This window comes from Mesorhizobium sp. W016, from assembly GCF_054719485.1.
Map to the genome: position 1 here is coordinate 4,133,346 of NZ_JBTTIF010000002.1, position 15,739 is coordinate 4,149,084.

17 protein-coding genes are annotated in these 15,739 nt (G+C 62.0%); 5 read left to right on the forward strand and 12 right to left on the reverse strand.

What is annotated here, in order from left to right:
* Positions 1-9: 9 nt before the first annotated feature.
* From pdhA to eno, 3 genes are all read right to left on the reverse strand, one after another.
* Positions 10-1,056: a pyruvate dehydrogenase (acetyl-transferring) E1 component subunit alpha gene (gene pdhA, locus ACYG9V_RS20550; RefSeq protein WP_023682559.1), complete on the reverse strand. Its 1,047-nt coding sequence runs from the start codon at positions 1,054-1,056 to the stop codon at positions 10-12.
* 195 nt (positions 1,057-1,251) lie between these two features.
* Positions 1,252-1,575, reverse strand: coding sequence for an FtsB family cell division protein (locus ACYG9V_RS20555; protein ID WP_352763322.1), 324 nt, complete (start codon positions 1,573-1,575; stop codon positions 1,252-1,254).
* A gap of 137 nt (positions 1,576-1,712) precedes the next feature.
* Complete coding sequence (gene eno / locus ACYG9V_RS20560; RefSeq protein ID WP_023701745.1) at positions 1,713-2,987, reverse strand: phosphopyruvate hydratase; 1,275 nt, start codon at positions 2,985-2,987, stop codon at positions 1,713-1,715.
* 309 nt (positions 2,988-3,296) lie between these two features.
* Here eno and ACYG9V_RS20565 point away from each other — a divergent pair, with 309 nt between their 5' ends.
* Positions 3,297-4,664 (forward strand): glycoside hydrolase family 19 protein, encoded by a 1,368-nt coding sequence (locus ACYG9V_RS20565; protein ID WP_198020369.1) that lies wholly within the window; start codon positions 3,297-3,299, stop codon positions 4,662-4,664.
* Positions 4,665-4,773: 109 nt separating this feature from the next.
* Positions 4,774-4,896, forward strand: a complete 123-nt coding sequence (locus tag ACYG9V_RS20570; RefSeq protein ID WP_023668910.1) for a hypothetical protein — start codon at positions 4,774-4,776, stop codon at positions 4,894-4,896.
* 82 nt (positions 4,897-4,978) lie between these two features.
* Here ACYG9V_RS20570 and ACYG9V_RS20575 read toward each other — a convergent pair whose 3' ends face one another.
* The 6 genes from ACYG9V_RS20575 to ACYG9V_RS20600 all read right to left on the reverse strand — a co-directional run bounded on the left by ACYG9V_RS20575 (position 4,979) and on the right by ACYG9V_RS20600 (position 8,071).
* A complete protein-coding gene (locus tag ACYG9V_RS20575) occupies positions 4,979-5,344 on the reverse strand; it encodes a PRC-barrel domain-containing protein (protein ID WP_023668909.1) in 366 nt (121 codons plus the stop codon).
* Positions 5,345-5,428: 84 nt separating this feature from the next.
* Positions 5,429-5,632 carry a dodecin family protein gene (locus ACYG9V_RS20580; RefSeq protein ID WP_023668908.1) on the reverse strand — a complete coding sequence of 68 codons (204 nt, stop codon included), beginning with the start codon at positions 5,630-5,632 and terminating at the stop codon, positions 5,429-5,431.
* 97 nt (positions 5,633-5,729) lie between these two features.
* Positions 5,730-6,608 carry a 3-deoxy-8-phosphooctulonate synthase gene (gene kdsA / locus ACYG9V_RS20585; protein WP_023706540.1) on the reverse strand — a complete coding sequence of 293 codons (879 nt, stop codon included), beginning with the start codon at positions 6,606-6,608 and terminating at the stop codon, positions 5,730-5,732.
* Positions 6,605-7,477 carry a VOC family protein gene (locus tag ACYG9V_RS20590; protein ID WP_023714175.1) on the reverse strand — a complete coding sequence of 291 codons (873 nt, stop codon included), beginning with the start codon at positions 7,475-7,477 and terminating at the stop codon, positions 6,605-6,607. The genes kdsA and ACYG9V_RS20590 overlap by 4 nt, the downstream gene beginning before the upstream one ends.
* A 55-nt stretch (positions 7,478-7,532) precedes the next feature.
* Positions 7,533-7,823 (reverse strand): Dabb family protein, encoded by a 291-nt coding sequence (locus ACYG9V_RS20595; protein WP_023682566.1) that lies wholly within the window; start codon positions 7,821-7,823, stop codon positions 7,533-7,535.
* A 113-nt stretch (positions 7,824-7,936) separates the two neighbouring features.
* Positions 7,937-8,071: a hypothetical protein gene (locus ACYG9V_RS20600; RefSeq protein WP_023668905.1), complete on the reverse strand. Its 135-nt coding sequence runs from the start codon at positions 8,069-8,071 to the stop codon at positions 7,937-7,939.
* A 259-nt stretch (positions 8,072-8,330) separates the two neighbouring features.
* On the opposite strand from ACYG9V_RS20600, the gene ACYG9V_RS20605 reads away from it, so the two are divergent.
* Entirely contained in the window at positions 8,331-9,581 is a 1,251-nt protein-coding gene (locus ACYG9V_RS20605) for an SAM-dependent methyltransferase (protein WP_023668904.1), read from the forward strand.
* A gap of 60 nt (positions 9,582-9,641) precedes the next feature.
* Here ACYG9V_RS20605 and ACYG9V_RS20610 read toward each other — a convergent pair whose 3' ends face one another.
* A complete protein-coding gene (locus ACYG9V_RS20610) occupies positions 9,642-11,621 on the reverse strand; it encodes a bifunctional 2',3'-cyclic-nucleotide 2'-phosphodiesterase/3'-nucleotidase (protein ID WP_023682567.1) in 1,980 nt (659 codons plus the stop codon).
* 141 nt (positions 11,622-11,762) lie between these two features.
* Positions 11,763-13,028: an NAD(P)/FAD-dependent oxidoreductase gene (locus tag ACYG9V_RS20615; protein ID WP_023682568.1), complete on the reverse strand. Its 1,266-nt coding sequence runs from the start codon at positions 13,026-13,028 to the stop codon at positions 11,763-11,765.
* A gap of 181 nt (positions 13,029-13,209) precedes the next feature.
* Between ACYG9V_RS20615 and ACYG9V_RS20620 the strand changes: the two genes are divergently transcribed.
* Positions 13,210-13,875, forward strand: coding sequence for a 5-formyltetrahydrofolate cyclo-ligase (locus ACYG9V_RS20620; protein ID WP_352671784.1), 666 nt, complete (start codon positions 13,210-13,212; stop codon positions 13,873-13,875).
* Here ACYG9V_RS20620 and ACYG9V_RS20625 read toward each other — a convergent pair.
* Positions 13,872-14,345: an Lrp/AsnC family transcriptional regulator gene (locus ACYG9V_RS20625; protein WP_023668897.1), complete on the reverse strand. Its 474-nt coding sequence runs from the start codon at positions 14,343-14,345 to the stop codon at positions 13,872-13,874. The genes ACYG9V_RS20620 and ACYG9V_RS20625 overlap by 4 nt on opposite strands.
* 155 nt (positions 14,346-14,500) lie before the next feature.
* Here ACYG9V_RS20625 and ald point away from each other — a divergent pair, with 155 nt between their 5' ends.
* Positions 14,501-15,616 (forward strand): alanine dehydrogenase, encoded by a 1,116-nt coding sequence (gene ald, locus ACYG9V_RS20630; protein WP_023713244.1) that lies wholly within the window; start codon positions 14,501-14,503, stop codon positions 15,614-15,616.
* Positions 15,617-15,739: the final 123 nt, after the last annotated feature.

Sequence of the window (15,739 nt, forward strand, 5' to 3'; positions counted from 1 at the left end):
GCCCTCCCGTTACAATACGATGTCGGTCCAGAGCTCGGACGGATCCGGCTCTGCGTCGTGCTGGGCAAATTCGGCGGCGTCGGCGACGATGTCGCGGACTTCCTTGTCGATGTTCTTGAGCTCGTCCTCGGTCGCCCACTTCTTGGCCGTCAGCCGCGCCTTGACCTGCTCGATCGGATCATGATCCGAGCGCATCTTCTGCACTTCTTCCTTGGAGCGGTATTTCGCGGGATCCGACATCGAGTGACCGCGATAGCGATAGGTCTGCATCTCGAGGATGATCGGACCGTTGCCGGCACGGCACCATTCGGTCGCCTGATCGCCGGCGGATTTGACCGCACGCACATCCATGCCGTCGACCTGAATGCCGGGAATCTTGAACGAGGCGCCGCGATGCGAAAAATTGGTTTCGGCCGACGAGCGCGACACCGAAGTGCCCATGGCGTAGCGGTTGTTCTCGATGATGTAGATCACCGGCAGCTTCCACAGCGAGGCCATGTTGAAGCTTTCATAGACCTGACCCTGATTGGCAGCGCCATCGCCGAAATAGGTCAGCGACACATTGTTGTTGTCGCGGTAGCGGTTGGCGAAGGCGAGACCGGTGCCGAGCGAGACCTGCGCGCCGACAATGCCGTGGCCGCCGTAAAAATGCTTCTCCTTGGAGAACATGTGCATGGAGCCGCCCTTGCCCCTCGACAGGCCGCCACGGCGTCCGGTCAGCTCTGCCATGACGCCCCGCGGTGACAGTTCCATCGCCAGCATGTGGCCATGGTCGCGATAGGCGGTGATCATCTGGTCGCCGTTGATCAGCGACATCTTCATGCCGGTGACGACCGCTTCCTGGCCGATATAGAGGTGGCAGAAGCCGCCGATAAAGCCCATGCCGTAGAGCTGGCCGGCCTTTTCCTCGAAGCGGCGGATAAGCAGCATGTGCCGGTAGGCGGCAAGCTCCTCGTCCTTGGTGAAGTCGGCCGGCTTGGGGGCGGAAAGCCCGGTTGATTTGGCGGATGTCGATTTAACGGATTTGGCAGGCGCTTTTTTGGCGGCGGTGGCCATGCATCACTCCCTGTTGGCGTCTCTTCGCGGACACTAAAGCAGACCATGTCTGCTCCGGGGAGGATCAGCTCCTCCCCACCGATTGGAAGGAAGCTAACATGCGAGACCGCGTTTCGCCATGCAGAAAAACGCATGGCTGGCATGCGCCTAAACGCCCAGAATCGTTAGAGATAACAGCGATTAACCGAAATTCGGTTATTTCGAATTGGCCGGCAGCATGATGGTGATTTCATCGGGCTGGGACAGATTGAGCGCCCGGCGTGCCTGCTCGTCGAGCATATCCTTTTCAAGCGTGCCCTCATGCATCAGCTGGACGCGCCGCTCCAGATCGATCCGGCGCGCCTTGATGGCATCGTACTTGGCCTGCAATTCGATGGTCTGCGCTTCGAGCTGATATTTGGAATTGATGCCGAACTCGCCATGATAGGCATGGAAGCCGAAATAGGCCAGGAACGCCACGCAAAACGACGGGATGATCAGCCGGCCGGTGTTTCTCTGCTTGTGCTGGCGTGTCCACATGGTCGCAATCCTTTGACCGCCATTTGTCGCTCGATTGTGCTTAATGGACGGTTACGGACAGGTGCATTAGCCAGCGGCCGCAACGAAAAAGGGCGGGAAAATCCCGCCCATCGTCGTTTTCGCCAGTTCGGCAGAATTTAAGCTTTGACCACCGACTTGCCGGCGTAGCGCGCCTGCTTGCCGAGCTCTTCCTCGATGCGGATCAGCTGGTTGTACTTGGCCATGCGATCCGAGCGCGACAGCGAACCGGTCTTGATCTGCCCGCAATTGGTGGCGACGGCGAGGTCGGCGATGGTCGAATCCTCGGTTTCGCCCGAACGGTGCGACATGACGGCTGTGTAGCCTGCCTTGTGCGCGGTCTCGACAGCGTCGAGCGTTTCGGTGAGCGAGCCGATCTGGTTGACCTTGACCAGGATCGAATTGGCGACACCCATGCGGATGCCGTCGCGCAGCCGCGCCGTGTTGGTGACGAAGAGGTCGTCGCCAACCAGCTGCGTCTTGTTGCCGATCAGGTCGGTCAGGTACTTCCAGCCCTCCCAGTCGTCCTCGGCCAGGCCGTCCTCGATCGAGATGATCGGATAGTCGGCGGCAAGCTTGGCCAGGTACTTGGCCTGCGCCTTGGGATCGCGGGTCCTCTTCTCGCCCTCATAGACGTAATTGCCGTCCTTGAAGAATTCGGTCGCCGCACAGTCGAGACCAAGCGCGATCTCCTCGCCCGGCTTGAAGCCGGCCTTCTCGATTGATTCCATGATGAAATCGAGCGCCACCGGCGCACTCTTCAGATTGGGCGCGAAGCCGCCTTCGTCGCCGACATTGGTGTTGTGGCCGGCATCCTTGAGCTTCTTGCGCAGCGTGTGGAAGATTTCCGAGCCCCAGCGCACGCCTTCGCGCAGCGTCGGCGCGCCGACCGGCAGGATCATGAATTCCTGGAAATCGATCGGATTGTCGGCATGCGCGCCGCCATTGATGATGTTCATCATGGGCACCGGCAGCAAATGCGCCTTGGTGCCGCCGACATAGCGGTAGAGCGGCAGGCCGGCGGCTTCCGCCGCGGCCTTGGCGACCGCCAGCGAGACGCCGAGGATGGCGTTGGCGCCGAGCCGGCTCTTGTTGGGCGTGCCGTCGAGCTCGATCATGGTCTGGTCGATGTGGATCTGGTTTTCGGCTTCCAAGCCGCCGATCGCCTCGAACAGCTCGCCATTGACGGCCTCGACCGCCTTGAGCACGCCCTTGCCGAGATAGCGGGCGCCACCGTCGCGCAGTTCGACGGCCTCATGCGCGCCGGTCGACGCGCCCGACGGCACCGCGGCGCGGCCCATCGAGCCGTCTTCGAGGACGACGTCGACCTCGACGGTCGGATTTCCACGGCTGTCCAGGATTTCACGCCCGACAATGTCGATGATGGCGGTCATTGCGATGTCCCCGATTGATCGATTGAAAGCGTCGCGCCCCTCTTAGCCAAAGTGCCGCAAAAGGCAATCAGGAATGGCATGAAATAATGGTGACAGTCGCCCCATGCGCTCAGGCCGTGGGGCATGGGCGACGCCATCTGAACGCAAACAGCCCGCCCTGACGTCATATGTCTGGCGCGGCATGGGGTGGGTGCCCCGCCCCTGCGGCAATGCCTTTGTCACGAAACCAGGCGGCACACAAACTCCACCCGATGCTTCAAAAGAGGCTACCGCCAACGTGACAAACTTCACAATGCAGAGAATTCGAAGATGTTAGGGTCACATCTACAACGCGAACTATTTGGCGACCACAGTGAAATCAACAAACTTGAACTCTTTGGGGAGGCGGCAATGGCAGCGATTTCAGGTACTGGCTGGGAACTTCTTATTAGTCGCCAAGTCGAGCATACGAGGGGCACCAGACGCAGGACAGTTGGTACCTATAAAGTCTTTCACAACGGCACGGCAGTAACGGGTCTATCGGGGTTCGTGTGTGAATCTCGCGGCCCAGGCGACAATTCCAAAGAAGACAATGGCAGGCGCATCGAGCCCGGCACCTATCCACTGGCGACGCAGGCCGGAGGCAAATATGTGACCATCGGCTACACTGGCGGCAAGACGCCACCCAAACCTGGACTCGAACTGCTGAAGACCAACAAGCGCACCGAAATCCTGATCCATCCGGGCGTCAATTTCCTGTCCAGCGTCGGATGCATCAACCCGACGAAGAAGGTGAGCGGTCCTCTTTCCGACATGGATTTCACGGAGAGCCGGACACGCGTAATCGCCCTCATCGACGATCTGAAAACCTTTGCCGGCGGTGGCTTCCCGAAAAGCAACGGCAAGCGAATTCCCAATGCTTCGGTGGTCGTCGAAGGCGAACCGGTGCTGTCGACCGAGAGTGTCGAGAGCGTGCTCGAAGCCGTTGCGGGCGATCCGAGCAAGGGTTTGCCAGCAGCGGTCTTCCAGAAATTCTCGCCCAGACCGGCAAGCGGTTCCAAGCGAACAATCTATGACGGTTACATCGGCGCCTTTACCTCCGAAAAAGGCCTCAAGACACTTGGCGATCATGGGGTGTGCAACAACTATGATCGGCTGATGCATTTCTTCGCTCAAGCGGCGATGGAAACCGGTGGCTTCACCCTCATTCGCGAATCCCTGACCTACACGACCGTGGCGGCAATCCGGAACGCATGGAGGTCGCGAGCCGCGGGCAAGACCGATCAGTGGATCGGGGACAACCTGCTGCGCAAGCCGCAAGCCCTGGGCGACTGGGCCTATGGCGGCCGCATGGGCAATGTGAAAGGAACGTTGGACGGCTTCAATTTCCGCGGCGGCGGCACGTTCCAGACCACCGGGCGCGACGCGTACACGGCCAAGGGCAAGCTCGCCAAGGTTGACCTCGCCAATCATCCTGAACTGATCGAGGATCCGCAGACTTCGCTGCTCGCAGCTTGCGCCGAATGGAAAGGGTCAGGCTGCAATGCCTTTGCCGATGCCGGCCTGATCAAAAAGATCTCGCGCGCGATCAACGTCGGCAACGCCAATTCCGCCACGCAGGCCAATGGCGAAGCGGATCGGATCGCCTGGCACGAAAAGGTTTTCAAGGCGGTGAAGAATGCCGGACTCCTCGGCTGAGCATGCCTCGGATCACGTTCGACAACACCACGTCATCATAATTCAGAGATAACAATCTCTGTGTCGACTAGGATGGTGATGCGCGGGGCGAAACAGGAGGAGTTTCGCCATGTCCGAGTTGAGCGGTATCGTGAGTTTGTTCCTGATCGCGGCGGCGTTCCTGACGTCCTGCGATACGCAGCAGCCGCCAAGGGCGGCGACGCAGCTGTCCACGTTTCATGCGGCAGAATAATTTAGAAACTGTCGGGTTGCACTGAAAAGGCCCCCGTTTCGGAATTCGGGGGCCTTTTCACGTCAGGCGTCAGCGCAGCTGATCAATGCCAATACGGCGTGACCTTGTAGTAATCATAGGAAGCATCACGCGCGGCCTCGCCATCGGCGCCGGCCAGTTCATTGATCGAATAGGCGGGTGCTGCCTTCAGCTGCTCCTTCGAGAACGGCACGACATAGCCGCCCTTGTCCTCGTCATAGTCGAGGCTCGCCCACGGAATGGCGTGATACTTCTCGCCAATGCCGAGAAATCCACCGAACCCGATAACCGCGAACATGATGCCGTTCGACGTCTTGTCGAGCATGATGTCCTCGATGCTGCCGATGCTCGTGCCTTCGGTGTTGTAGACCGACGTGCCGATGACGCGCGAAGCGGCGATGGCTTCGGTGTGGCCTGTCTGGGTGGTCATGGCTGCTGCTCCTCATGTCGTTGATCGATACTTTGACAATGAGGGGCGCGGGCGAAAGTTCCCGTTTTTTCGAGCGGCGGGCGGTTACTCCGCGAGGATGAACGTCACCTTCATGTTGACGCGATAGGCCGCGATCCTGCCGTCCTCGACGACGATCTTCTGGTCCTGGATCCAGGCGCCTTCCACGTTCTTCAGGGTCTTTGAGGCGCGCTCAATCCCCTTCTCGATGGCGTCCTGAAAGCTCTTTTTCGACGACGACGTGATTTCGGTGACGCGGGCGACGGACATGGCTTCCTCCTGCCAAGACGCTCATTTGCAGCAGCGAGCCTACAGCCGGCTTATGCCTTCCACAAGCAGGGCAGCGCGCGCGCCATCGCCGAATCCATCAGCCTCGGTTCAGGTCAGCAGCATTCTTGGCGATGCGGTCGAATGCCATCAGTCTTTCGAGCAGCGCCGGCATGTCCTTCAGCGGCAGCATGTTGGGCCCGTCGGAGGAGGTCGAATTGTCGGGATCCTGGTGGGTCTCTATGAACACGCCGGCGACGCCGACGGCAACGGCAGCCCGCGCCAGCGTCTCGACAAAGCGGCGCTCGCCACCGGAGGAACCGCCCTGCCCGCCCGGCTGCTGCACCGAATGGGTGGCGTCGAAAATCACCGGCGCGCCGATCTCGGCCATCACGGGCAAAGCCCGCATGTCCGACACCAGTGTGTTGTAGCCGAAGGAAGCGCCGCGCTCGGTGGTCAGCACATTGGGGTTGCCGGAGCCGGTGATCTTGGCCACCACGTTCTTCATGTCCCAGGGCGCCAGGAACTGCCCCTTCTTGACGTTGATCACCTTGCCGGTCTTGGCCGCGGCGACCAGCATGTCGGTCTGGCGCGACAGGAAGGCCGGAATCTGCAGCACATCGACATGGTGCGCTACGATCGCGCACTGCTCCTCGGTGTGGACATCGGTCAGAATGGGAAGCGAAAACGCCTTGCGCAACTCGTCGAACACCGGAAGCGCCGCGTCCATGCCGGCGCCGCGCGTTGCCGACAGCGAGGTGCGGTTGGCCTTGTCGTAGCTGGTCTTGTAGACGAGGCCGATGCCGAGCTTGCCGGTCAGTTCCTTCAGCGCGCCGGCCATGTCGAAAGCGTGCTGGCGCGATTCGAACTGGCACGGGCCGGCGATCAACGCCAAGGGCCCGCTGTTGTCGAAGACGACGTTGCCGACGGTTACCGACGAATTCGGCGCCATCGAATTAGGCCCTTGCGGCTTGCTCATGGGGTCTCCCGGAAGATGAAAGCCGCGCCCTGTCCGGATGCCGGCTGCACGACGATTTCGTTGCCCGCTATATCGTGCCCGACGGCGTTGTCTGCAAGCAGCCTCGCGACAGCGCCGACACTGCGGGCCGAAAAGACGATCGCGGCGAAGCGAAGGTCCGTCGGCGCGCCAGCCGACATGCCGAAGCGCTCAGCGAAAGCCGCGGGCTTGAGAACGCTCAAACGCGCGTTCGCCAGGTCGAACGCCGTGCTGCTCCTCTGCCTCGAACCCGTCGCTGTCTCGATCAGGTGGCGCTTTTCGGATGGCACGCCGCTGACCGCAACGATTTCGGCAATGCCGGTCACGCCATTGGCATGAGCCTGCAGTGCCGTACGGTCGATTTGAGGGGCGTTGATCCGCTCGCAAGCGAACAGAAAGGCGTCCATCGTCTCGGCGCCGGCGGCGAAAGCCAGTTTGAACGAGGCCATGTCGCTCTTTCCGGCCGTGTCGGTGAAGGCGCGGGAAAAGCTCAGTACGTCTCCCGCCGACAGGCCGGCTTTGATAAAGCGCGCATGGTCCGCATCGGCATCGTCGGTGGCCAGCACCACGGCGGAAAAGCCCTCATCGCCCAGCCTGGCGCGATAGAGCCGGTCGCGCGCGACAAAGACATTGCCACCGGCAAATGCCTCGTCTGCAGCCTGTTCATTCCCGACCGCCAGCGGTTCGAGGTAGGTGCCGTCGGCGAAGAAGACGCAGCAATTTTCGGTGCCGAAAGGGTGGATGCCGGTTGGTGCGACGATGAAGCCAAGCGATGTCAGCCGCGCCCGCGCCACGGCGAGGCTCGCCGTCGGCAACACAAGATGGTCAAGCGGATGGATCGTGCTGGTCATGCCGGCGCGGTGTGCATCATTCCGGAAATCGGTTCAAGGCCTCTTGCCAGCCCGATCAGGCCATCGCCACGACATCGGCCGAATAGCGCAATTCGCGCAATGGTTTCACCCGACTGGTCGTCTCGGCATAGAGCGGGTGCGCCTTGTAGGCGGCAAGCGCGGCATCATCCTCGAACTCGGCATAGACGACCACGTCGATCGCATCCGACAGCGGATCGACCTTGGTGTTGAGCGTCACCTCGAAGAGGCTTGAATGCGGGATCTTGCCCAGCGCGAGCAAGCCCGTGCGCACGGCCTCGACATCGTCCTTGCGCCGCGCGCTGAAGAAAACGATATGCCGGATCACACCTGCCTCCACGTTCGATTTGCGGCATGTTTTGTGTGAGCGGGACCGTCGCGTCAACCGCCACGATGTCGCGCCCGGCAATGCCGGCAGGCGACTTTGCAGAGGCGCAAAAGCTAGGCTTTGCCGGTGACGTAGCGCACGACGCGCGACATTTCCCTGACCGTCGTGTCGAGATAGCGGCCCTGATTATAGAGGCCATCCCAGATCAGGAAAAAGGCGATGGCGGTGATGACGATGACGTAACGCATGGCTGAAACTAACGTATGTGGCTGTTCCTAACCATAGCGATTTCACCGGCGGTTGCTCGCCCTCACCGATTCTGGCCCCAGGCACGCCACCTGGGCCAGTGCCGGGCACGGCTTGCCTCTTGAAGTTCCGGTCGATGCGGTGGAAGATTGTGGCGAAAATTTAAGCAGGCTACGGCGTTCGCGCCTGGCGAATGAAAGTGGAGGATGTGGAGGCCGGCAGATCTTGCGCCGCCCCCGCGGAAGTCCAGGGGGGTGTGAGATGGCTGTCAGGGAATACAAAGGCATCGGCGACGCCATCAGGCTGGACGAACTCAATTTCGCCGAGATCGTCAAGGGCCTGCCGGCCAAGGCGCGCATGGTGCTGTCGGCGGCGATGAAATTGCCGCGCGGTTCGCTGAAGGTGAGGATGCCGGATGGCCGGGCGGTGCTTGTCGGCGGCAACGGACCCGGGCCGGATGCCGAGCTGGTGTTGAAGAACTGGCGCCTGCCCGGCCGTGCCTTTTCCGGCGGCACCATCGGCGTTGCCGAATCCTACATGGACGGCGACTGGGAAAGCCCTGATGTAACCAGCTTCCTCGAACTGTTCGTCGTCAACTCGGCCGTTGGGGAACGCATTGCCGGCGGCGCCAACTGGCTCATCAACACGGTCCAGCGCATCCGCCACTGGTTCAACGAAAACACCCGCACCGGCTCGAAGCGCAACATCTCGGCGCATTACGATCTCGGCAACGCCTTCTACAAGCAATGGCTCGATCCCAGCATGACCTATTCGTCGGCGCTCTATGCGACCGGCGCCAACGACCTGGAAAGCGCTCAGGCCGCCAAATACCGCGCGCTGGCCAAGGATACCGGCATCGGCAAGAAGGACCATGTGCTCGAGATCGGCTGCGGCTGGGGCGGTTTTGCCGAATTTGCCGCGCGCGAGATCGGCTGCCGCGTCACCGGCCTGACCATCAGCCGCGAACAGCACGATTTCGCCAAGGCGCGCATCCAGAAGGCGGGACTGTCTGACAAGGTCGACATCAAGCTGCAGGATTACCGAGACGAAACGGGCACTTACGACCGCATCGCCTCGATCGAGATGTTCGAGGCGGTCGGCGAAAAATATTGGCCGGTATTTTTCGGCAAGATGAAGGCGTGCTTGAGGCCCGGCGGCACCGCCGGCCTGCAGATCATCACCATCAACGAGGCCGCCTACGACACCTATCGGGCGAGGCCGGATTTCATCCAGCGCTATGTCTTCCCAGGCGGCATGCTGCCGACGCCGTCGATCCTGAAGACGCTGGGCAGCGACCATGGCCTTGCCCATCTGCGCGAGCGCGTCTTTCCGGACGACTATGCCCGCACGCTTGCCGAATGGCGCAACCGCTTCTGGGCGTCGTGGGAAAAGATCGTCCCGCTCGGCTTCGACGACCGCTTCAAGAAGCTTTGGGAATTTTATCTCCACTATTGCGAAGCCGGCTTTAGAGCCAGCTACATCGACGTGCGCCAAGTGGTCTACAAAGCCTGATCCGAAGCGTGATTGAGCGGGCGTATGCCCGCTCGTTTTCCCTGTTAGCTGCACGTTGCCTCAAAGCAGGATGCGATACTTCGCAAACCCGGATTCGCCCTCGCCGGCCGGCTCGATCTTGAGCGATTTCACCCCAGATATGAAATCCTTCGCTTTGGGGCCGGTCTCGAACACGACGCTGGTGCCGGGCAGCGGCGTGAACGACCAATTGTCGTCGGCCGAGGGGTTGATCGTGCCTTCGCTGACGACGTAGCGCACGATCACGTCGCGGTTGGTGTCCGGCGCCTCGTAGATGATCTTCGAGGCATTGATGTCGGGGAAATTGCCGCCACCGCCGGCGCGGTAATTGTTGGTGGCGACGACGAATTTCGCTGCCGGATCAATCGGCTTGCCGTCGAAGCTGAGGCCGACGATGCGGTTCGAGCCGGCATTGGCGACGCCACCCTTGGCATCGTATTTCGGCAGCTGCGACAGGTCTATTCCGTAGCTGACGCCATCGATCACATCGAAATTGTAGGACGGGAATTCGGTGTCGATGAGCGCCTGGTCGGCTTTGCCCGGCTCGATCTTCCTGAAAATGCCGGCCGACATTTCCAGCCATTCCTTCACTTGCGCGCCGGTGATTTCGACGGCACGAACCGTGTTCGGATAGAGATAGAGGTCGGCGACGTTCTTGATGGCGATGTCGCCCACCGGCACGTCGGTATAGTAGTCGGCGCCGTTGCGCCCGCCGGCCTTGAAGGGCGCCGCCGCCGACAGCAGCGGCACGTCCTTCCACTGCGTGCTTTTTAATATGTCCTTGAGGTACCAGCTCTGCGCCTGGTTGACGATCTGCACCGACGGATCGTCGGCGACCAGCGCGAAATAGGAATAGAGCGGCGCCGAGGTCTTGCCGACCGGTCGGCGGACATAGGCAAGTGTCGCCTCATGGTCCGCCTTCAGCGCATCGACGACGCGCTGGTCGTCCGCCACCGTCGGCTTGTTTGCCTTGTCGACGCGCTCGTAGATCGGCCTTGCCTCAGATGTGGCCGAGGCTACGCGCCATTTCGATCCGTCCCGTTCCAGAAGCAGATCGATCAGTCCCATATGCGAGCCCCAGAAACCGCCCATCACGGCGGGCTTGCCCTGCAGCGTGCCTTTCTCGGTGTCGACGCCATCGAGCGCCTGAAAATCCTTCTTGCCGGGGAAGACCAAATGCTGATGGCCGGTGAACACCGCATCGATGCCTTCGACGCCGGCGACGAAGAAGGAGGCGTTCTCCATGCCGTCGCCCTGCTTGATATCGATGCCGGAATGCGAGAGCGCGATGACGATGTCGGCGCCCTCCTCCTTGATCTGCGGCACCCATGCCCTGGCCGCCTCGACGATGTCGCGCGTCCTGACATTGCCTTCCAGGTTCTTCAGGTCCCAGACCATGATCTGCGGCGGCACGAAGCCGATGATGCCGATCTTGATCGGCTGCTCGACGCCCGACCCGTCCTTGATCTTCTTGTCGAGGATGACATAGGGCTTGAGGTAGAGCTTGTCGTCGCGCGGGTTGGCGGCAAGCTCGGTGCCGCGGATCAGATTGGCGCAGACGAAGGGGAAATTGGCTCCGGCCAGCACCTTGTCGAGGAACGACAGGCCGTAATTGAACTCGTGATTGCCGAGCGTCGAGCATTCATAGCCCAGCAGGTTCATGCCCTTCATGATCGGATGCAGATCGCCTTCCTTGAGGCCCTTCTCATAGGCGATGTAATCGCCCATCGGATTGCCCTGCAAAAGATCGCCATTGTCGATCAGCATCGCATTGGTGGCTTCCTTGCGCACCGCCGCGATCAGTGAGGCCGTCCGCGACAGGCCCATCGTGTCGTTGGCTTTATCGGCGTAGTAGTCGTAAGGCAGCACATTCACATGGATGTCGGTGGTCTCCATGATCCTCAGATGCGCCTGGTTGGCCTGCGCGCGGGCGGAAAACGGATGCAGCATGATCAGCGCCCCGCTGGCGGCCGCACCGGCAAGAAAACTACGGCGGGAGACGGGGTTGAGCAAATGTGACATTGGTTTTCCTTCCCAGCGACGTGACAAGATCCCAGCCCCGGGCGGAAGCTTCGCGCCGAAAACCGGCCATGTCCATCGGGAAGTCAGTCGATCAGCAAAAGGTGACGGCTGGATGAATATCCTTGGCCGCGGTTGAGAACCTCAGCCCTTGTTATCATCGCCCTGGGTGATCAGTCGCGCGCTCCGCTGGCCGGTGAAATAGATCCATAGCCAGCTAAGCGACACCGACAGCCGGTTGCGGAAGCCGATCAGGAAGTAGATATGCGCCACGCCCCACAGCCACCAGGCAAGCCATCCCGTGAGCTTGATCCGGCCGAAATCGATCGCGGCTGCCCACTTGCCGATCGTCGCCAGGTCGCCGGCATGTTTGTAGCGGAAAGGGCGCGGCGCGCCATCGCCGGCCAGCCGCGCCCTGATCGTCGCGGCGACGTGCTTGCCCTCCTGCTTGGCGGAAGGCGCCACGCCTGGCACCGGCTTGCCGTCCGGCCGCAAGACATGCGCGGTGTCGCCGATGACGAAGATTTCAGGACTGTTCGGCACGGTCAGATCGGGCTCGACCATTACCCTGCCCGCCCGGTCCACCGGCGCTCCCAGCCACTCTCCAGCGGGCGAAGCCGCTACGCCGGCGGCCCACAGGATGGTTCGCGCCGGCAGATGCGTATCGCCAAAGACGACGCCTTCGGCATCGAGGCGCGTGACGGCGCGGCCAAGCTCGACCGTGACGCCCCGCCGCTCCAGCGCCTTGCGCGCATAGTCGGACAGCTTTGGCGCGAAATTGGCGAGGATCCTGTCTCCGGCCTCGACCAGCACCACACGCGCCTCACGCGTGTCGATGTTGCGGAATTCGCCGCGCAGCGTTTCGTGCGCGAGTTCGACAATGGTGCCGGCAAGCTCCACGCCGGTCGGGCCGCCGCCGACGATGACCAGTGTCAGCAGTGCCTGGCGCTTGGCCGGATCGGTCTCGCGCTCGGCCTGCTCGAAGGCGAGCAGGATGCGCCGGCGAATGGTGGTTGCGTCTTCAAGCGTCTTCAGCCCAGGCGCGAAAGGCTCCCATTCGTCGTGGCCGAAATAAGCATGACGCGCGCCGGTGGCGAGCACCAGCGTGTCGTAGGGAACAGAACTGCCGTCCTCAAGCAGCACGCGTTTGCCTGGACGGTCGACGCCGGTGACGTTGCCGAGCAGGGTCGTCACGTCCTCGCGCTTGCGCAGCAGATGACGGATCGGCCAGGCAACTTCCGAGGTCGCCAGCGAGGTGGTCGCCACCTGGTAGAGCAGCGGCTGGAAAAGGTGATGGTTGCGCTTGTCGATCATGGTGATGCGCACGGGTGCGCCGGCCAGCGCCCGGGTGAGTTCGAGACCGCCGAACCCTGCGCCGACGACAACGACATGATGGCTGGTTTCACTCATCGCATTCACCCCTGTTTGTCTCTCTTTATCTAGTGATTTTTGTGCACCGCAACAATGTCGCGGCGCGCTAGACTGCCGCGCGTAAGGCTGCCCAGGACTCGTCGCCGGATGTCGCGAATGCCTATGTCGGCAAGCCTGGACGGGTATAGCTTTGCAGGGGCTGGAACCACGGGAGTGAAGCATGGCCAACGACGATGACAAAGATCGCAAAGGGCGGGCGCAATATTCTTCTCCGCCTTGCTTCATGCACGAACTCGATCCGGAATTTCGCGCGCCATTGACCGACTGGACCGATGTGCGCCGTTGGCGCAAGGCCGAGCGCGAGCGTCTGATCGCGGCACGGTTGGCGGTTTCCGCCGATGCGCGGGTGGCGATGTCGCGGGCTATCGCCGAAGGGCTCGACGCGGCAATCGGCGACATTGCCGGCCGCATGGTCAGCCTCTATTGGCCGTTTCGCGGCGAGCCGGACCTGCGGCCGTGGATGGCGTCGATCAACCAGCGCGGCGGCCGCACGGCACTGCCAGTCGTCATCGAGAAGGGCCAGCCGCTGATCTTCCGCGCTTATGTACCCGGCGACCGGCTGGAAAAAGGCGTCTGGAACATCCCTATCCCCGCCGAAGGCGACCCGGTGCTGCCCGACATCGTCATCTCGCCGATCGTCGGCATCGACCCGCAAAACTACCGCCTGGGCTATGGCGGTGGCTTCTTCGACCGCACGCTGGCTGCCATGCCGTTCAAGCCATTGGTCATCGGCGTCGGCTACGAACTGCAGCGCATCCCCACCATCTACCCGCAGCCGCACGACATCCCGATGGATAGGCTGGTGACCGAGACTGCTCAGGGCTAGGCCAGTTCCGGCTTCATGCCCATCGCCGTGCGATCGACGATCTCGCGCAGGGCAAACGACGAATTGATCTTGGTCACGTGCGGCATCGCCGACAGCCATTCCTTGTGGATGCGCTCATAGTCGACCAGGTCCTTGGCGGCGATGCGCAGGATATAGTCATATTCGCCCGACATCAGGTGGCACGACAGCACATTGGGGCAGCGCTTGATCGCCGCCTCGAAATCCGACAGCGTCTTTTCGAATTGCCCCGACAGCGATATGTGCACGATCGCCGTCATCTGGTGGCCGAGCGCGGCATTCGAAAGCCGGGCGTGATAGCCGCGGATGGTGCCGGATTTCTCCAGATTGTCGAGCCGGCGCGAACAGGCCGACTGCGACAGGCCGACCCTTTCGGCGAGCGCCGCATTGGGTATGCGCCCATCCTTCTGCAGAGCCTCGAGAATGGCGATATCGATCCTGTCGAGCGGCATTTCTCGTGATTCCTGCGAAATTTCCTTGATTTCGCGCAACGATTATCGAAACGCGTAACCCCGCGCAAGCGCATTCGCAAACACCTGCGCAACAATTCGTGGTTCACTCGGTTGATACAGGGAACGAGCCCGAAGGGCCGGATCAGGAGAAGACTATGCGCGTCGGCTGCCCCAAGGAAATCAAGAACCACGAATACCGCGTCGGCTTGACGCCGGGCTCCGTCCGCGAATATGTCGCGCATGGCCATGAAGTGCTGGTCGAAAGCGGCGCCGGCGCCGGTATCGGCGCCGATGACAATGCGTATCGCGCCGCCGGCGCCACTATTGCCAAGAGCGCCGCCGACGTGTTCGCCAAGTCCGACATGATCGTCAAGGTCAAGGAGCCGCAGCCCAACGAATGGGCGCAGCTGCGCGACGGCCAGATCCTCTACACCTATCTTCACCTGGCCCCGGATCCGGAGCAGACCAAGGGCCTGCTCGCGTCCGGCGTCACCGCAATCGCCTATGAGACCGTAACCGACGACCGCGGCGGCCTGCCGCTCTTGGCGCCGATGTCGGAAGTTGCCGGCCGCCTGTCGATCCAGGCCGGCGCGACCGCGCTGCAGAAGGCCAATGGTGGCCGCGGCGTGCTGCTCGGCGGCGTGCCCGGCGTACTGCCCGGCAAGGTCACGGTGCTCGGCGGCGGCGTCGTCGGCCTGCATGCCGCCCGCATGGCGGTCGGCCTCGGCGCCGACGTCACCATCATCGACCGCTCGATCCCGCGCCTGCGCCAGCTGGACGACCTCTTTACAGGCCGCGTCCACACCCGCTACTCCACAGTCGAGGCGCTTGAGGAAGAATGCTTCTCGGCCGACATCGTCGTCGGCGCCGTGCTCATCCCGGGTGCTGCTGCACCCAAGCTGGTGACTCGCGAAATGCTGTCGGGCATGAAGAAGGGCTCGGTGCTGGTCGACGTCGCCATCGACCAGGGCGGCTGTTTCGAGACCTCGCACGCCACTACCCATGCCGAGCCGACCTATGAGGTCGACGGCGTGATCCACTACTGCGTCGCCAACATGCCGGGAGCCGTGCCGGTGACCTCGGCGCACGCGCTCAACAACGCGACGCTGCATTATGGCCTGCAGCTGGCCGACAAGGGCCTGAAGGCGCTGGTCGACGACCACCATTTGCGCAACGGCCTCAATGTCCACAGGGGCAAGATCACCAATCGCGCCGTCGCCGAAGCACTCGGCTATGAGCTGGTCGAACCGAAAGTGGTTCTGGCTGCCTGACCAGACGCCTTAATCGACTCAAGCAGTTCTGCCTCCCTCACCCGCCGGTTGCGCCGGCGGGTTTTTTATTGGCCGCGTGCTCACAAATTGCGGGCTCTAAGGCAACATCACGGCGAAACGGCC

What these genes read in the sequence shown, in the direction of transcription:
- pdhA (WP_023682559.1), bottom strand. Translation starts at nt 1,056, where the DNA reads ATGGCCACCGCCGCCAAAAAAGCGCCTGCCAAATCCGTTAAATCGACA.
- ACYG9V_RS20555 (WP_352763322.1), bottom strand. Translation starts at nt 1,575, where the DNA reads ATGTGGACACGCCAGCACAAGCAGAGAAACACCGGCCGGCTGATCATC.
- eno (WP_023701745.1), bottom strand. Translation starts at nt 2,987, where the DNA reads ATGACCGCCATCATCGACATTGTCGGGCGTGAAATCCTGGACAGCCGT.
- ACYG9V_RS20565 (WP_198020369.1), top strand. Translation starts at nt 3,297, where the DNA reads ATGTTAGGGTCACATCTACAACGCGAACTATTTGGCGACCACAGTGAA.
- ACYG9V_RS20570 (WP_023668910.1), top strand. Translation starts at nt 4,774, where the DNA reads ATGTCCGAGTTGAGCGGTATCGTGAGTTTGTTCCTGATCGCGGCGGCG.
- ACYG9V_RS20575 (WP_023668909.1), bottom strand. Translation starts at nt 5,344, where the DNA reads ATGACCACCCAGACAGGCCACACCGAAGCCATCGCCGCTTCGCGCGTC.
- ACYG9V_RS20580 (WP_023668908.1), bottom strand. Translation starts at nt 5,632, where the DNA reads ATGTCCGTCGCCCGCGTCACCGAAATCACGTCGTCGTCGAAAAAGAGC.
- kdsA (WP_023706540.1), bottom strand. Translation starts at nt 6,608, where the DNA reads ATGAGCAAGCCGCAAGGGCCTAATTCGATGGCGCCGAATTCGTCGGTA.
- ACYG9V_RS20590 (WP_023714175.1), bottom strand. Translation starts at nt 7,477, where the DNA reads ATGACCAGCACGATCCATCCGCTTGACCATCTTGTGTTGCCGACGGCG.
- ACYG9V_RS20600 (WP_023668905.1), bottom strand. Translation starts at nt 8,071, where the DNA reads ATGCGTTACGTCATCGTCATCACCGCCATCGCCTTTTTCCTGATCTGG.
- ACYG9V_RS20605 (WP_023668904.1), top strand. Translation starts at nt 8,331, where the DNA reads ATGGCTGTCAGGGAATACAAAGGCATCGGCGACGCCATCAGGCTGGAC.
- ACYG9V_RS20610 (WP_023682567.1), bottom strand. Translation starts at nt 11,621, where the DNA reads ATGTCACATTTGCTCAACCCCGTCTCCCGCCGTAGTTTTCTTGCCGGT.
- ACYG9V_RS20615 (WP_023682568.1), bottom strand. Translation starts at nt 13,028, where the DNA reads ATGAGTGAAACCAGCCATCATGTCGTTGTCGTCGGCGCAGGGTTCGGC.
- ACYG9V_RS20620 (WP_352671784.1), top strand. Translation starts at nt 13,210, where the DNA reads ATGGCCAACGACGATGACAAAGATCGCAAAGGGCGGGCGCAATATTCT.
- ACYG9V_RS20625 (WP_023668897.1), bottom strand. Translation starts at nt 14,345, where the DNA reads ATGCCGCTCGACAGGATCGATATCGCCATTCTCGAGGCTCTGCAGAAG.
- ald (WP_023713244.1), top strand. Translation starts at nt 14,501, where the DNA reads ATGCGCGTCGGCTGCCCCAAGGAAATCAAGAACCACGAATACCGCGTC.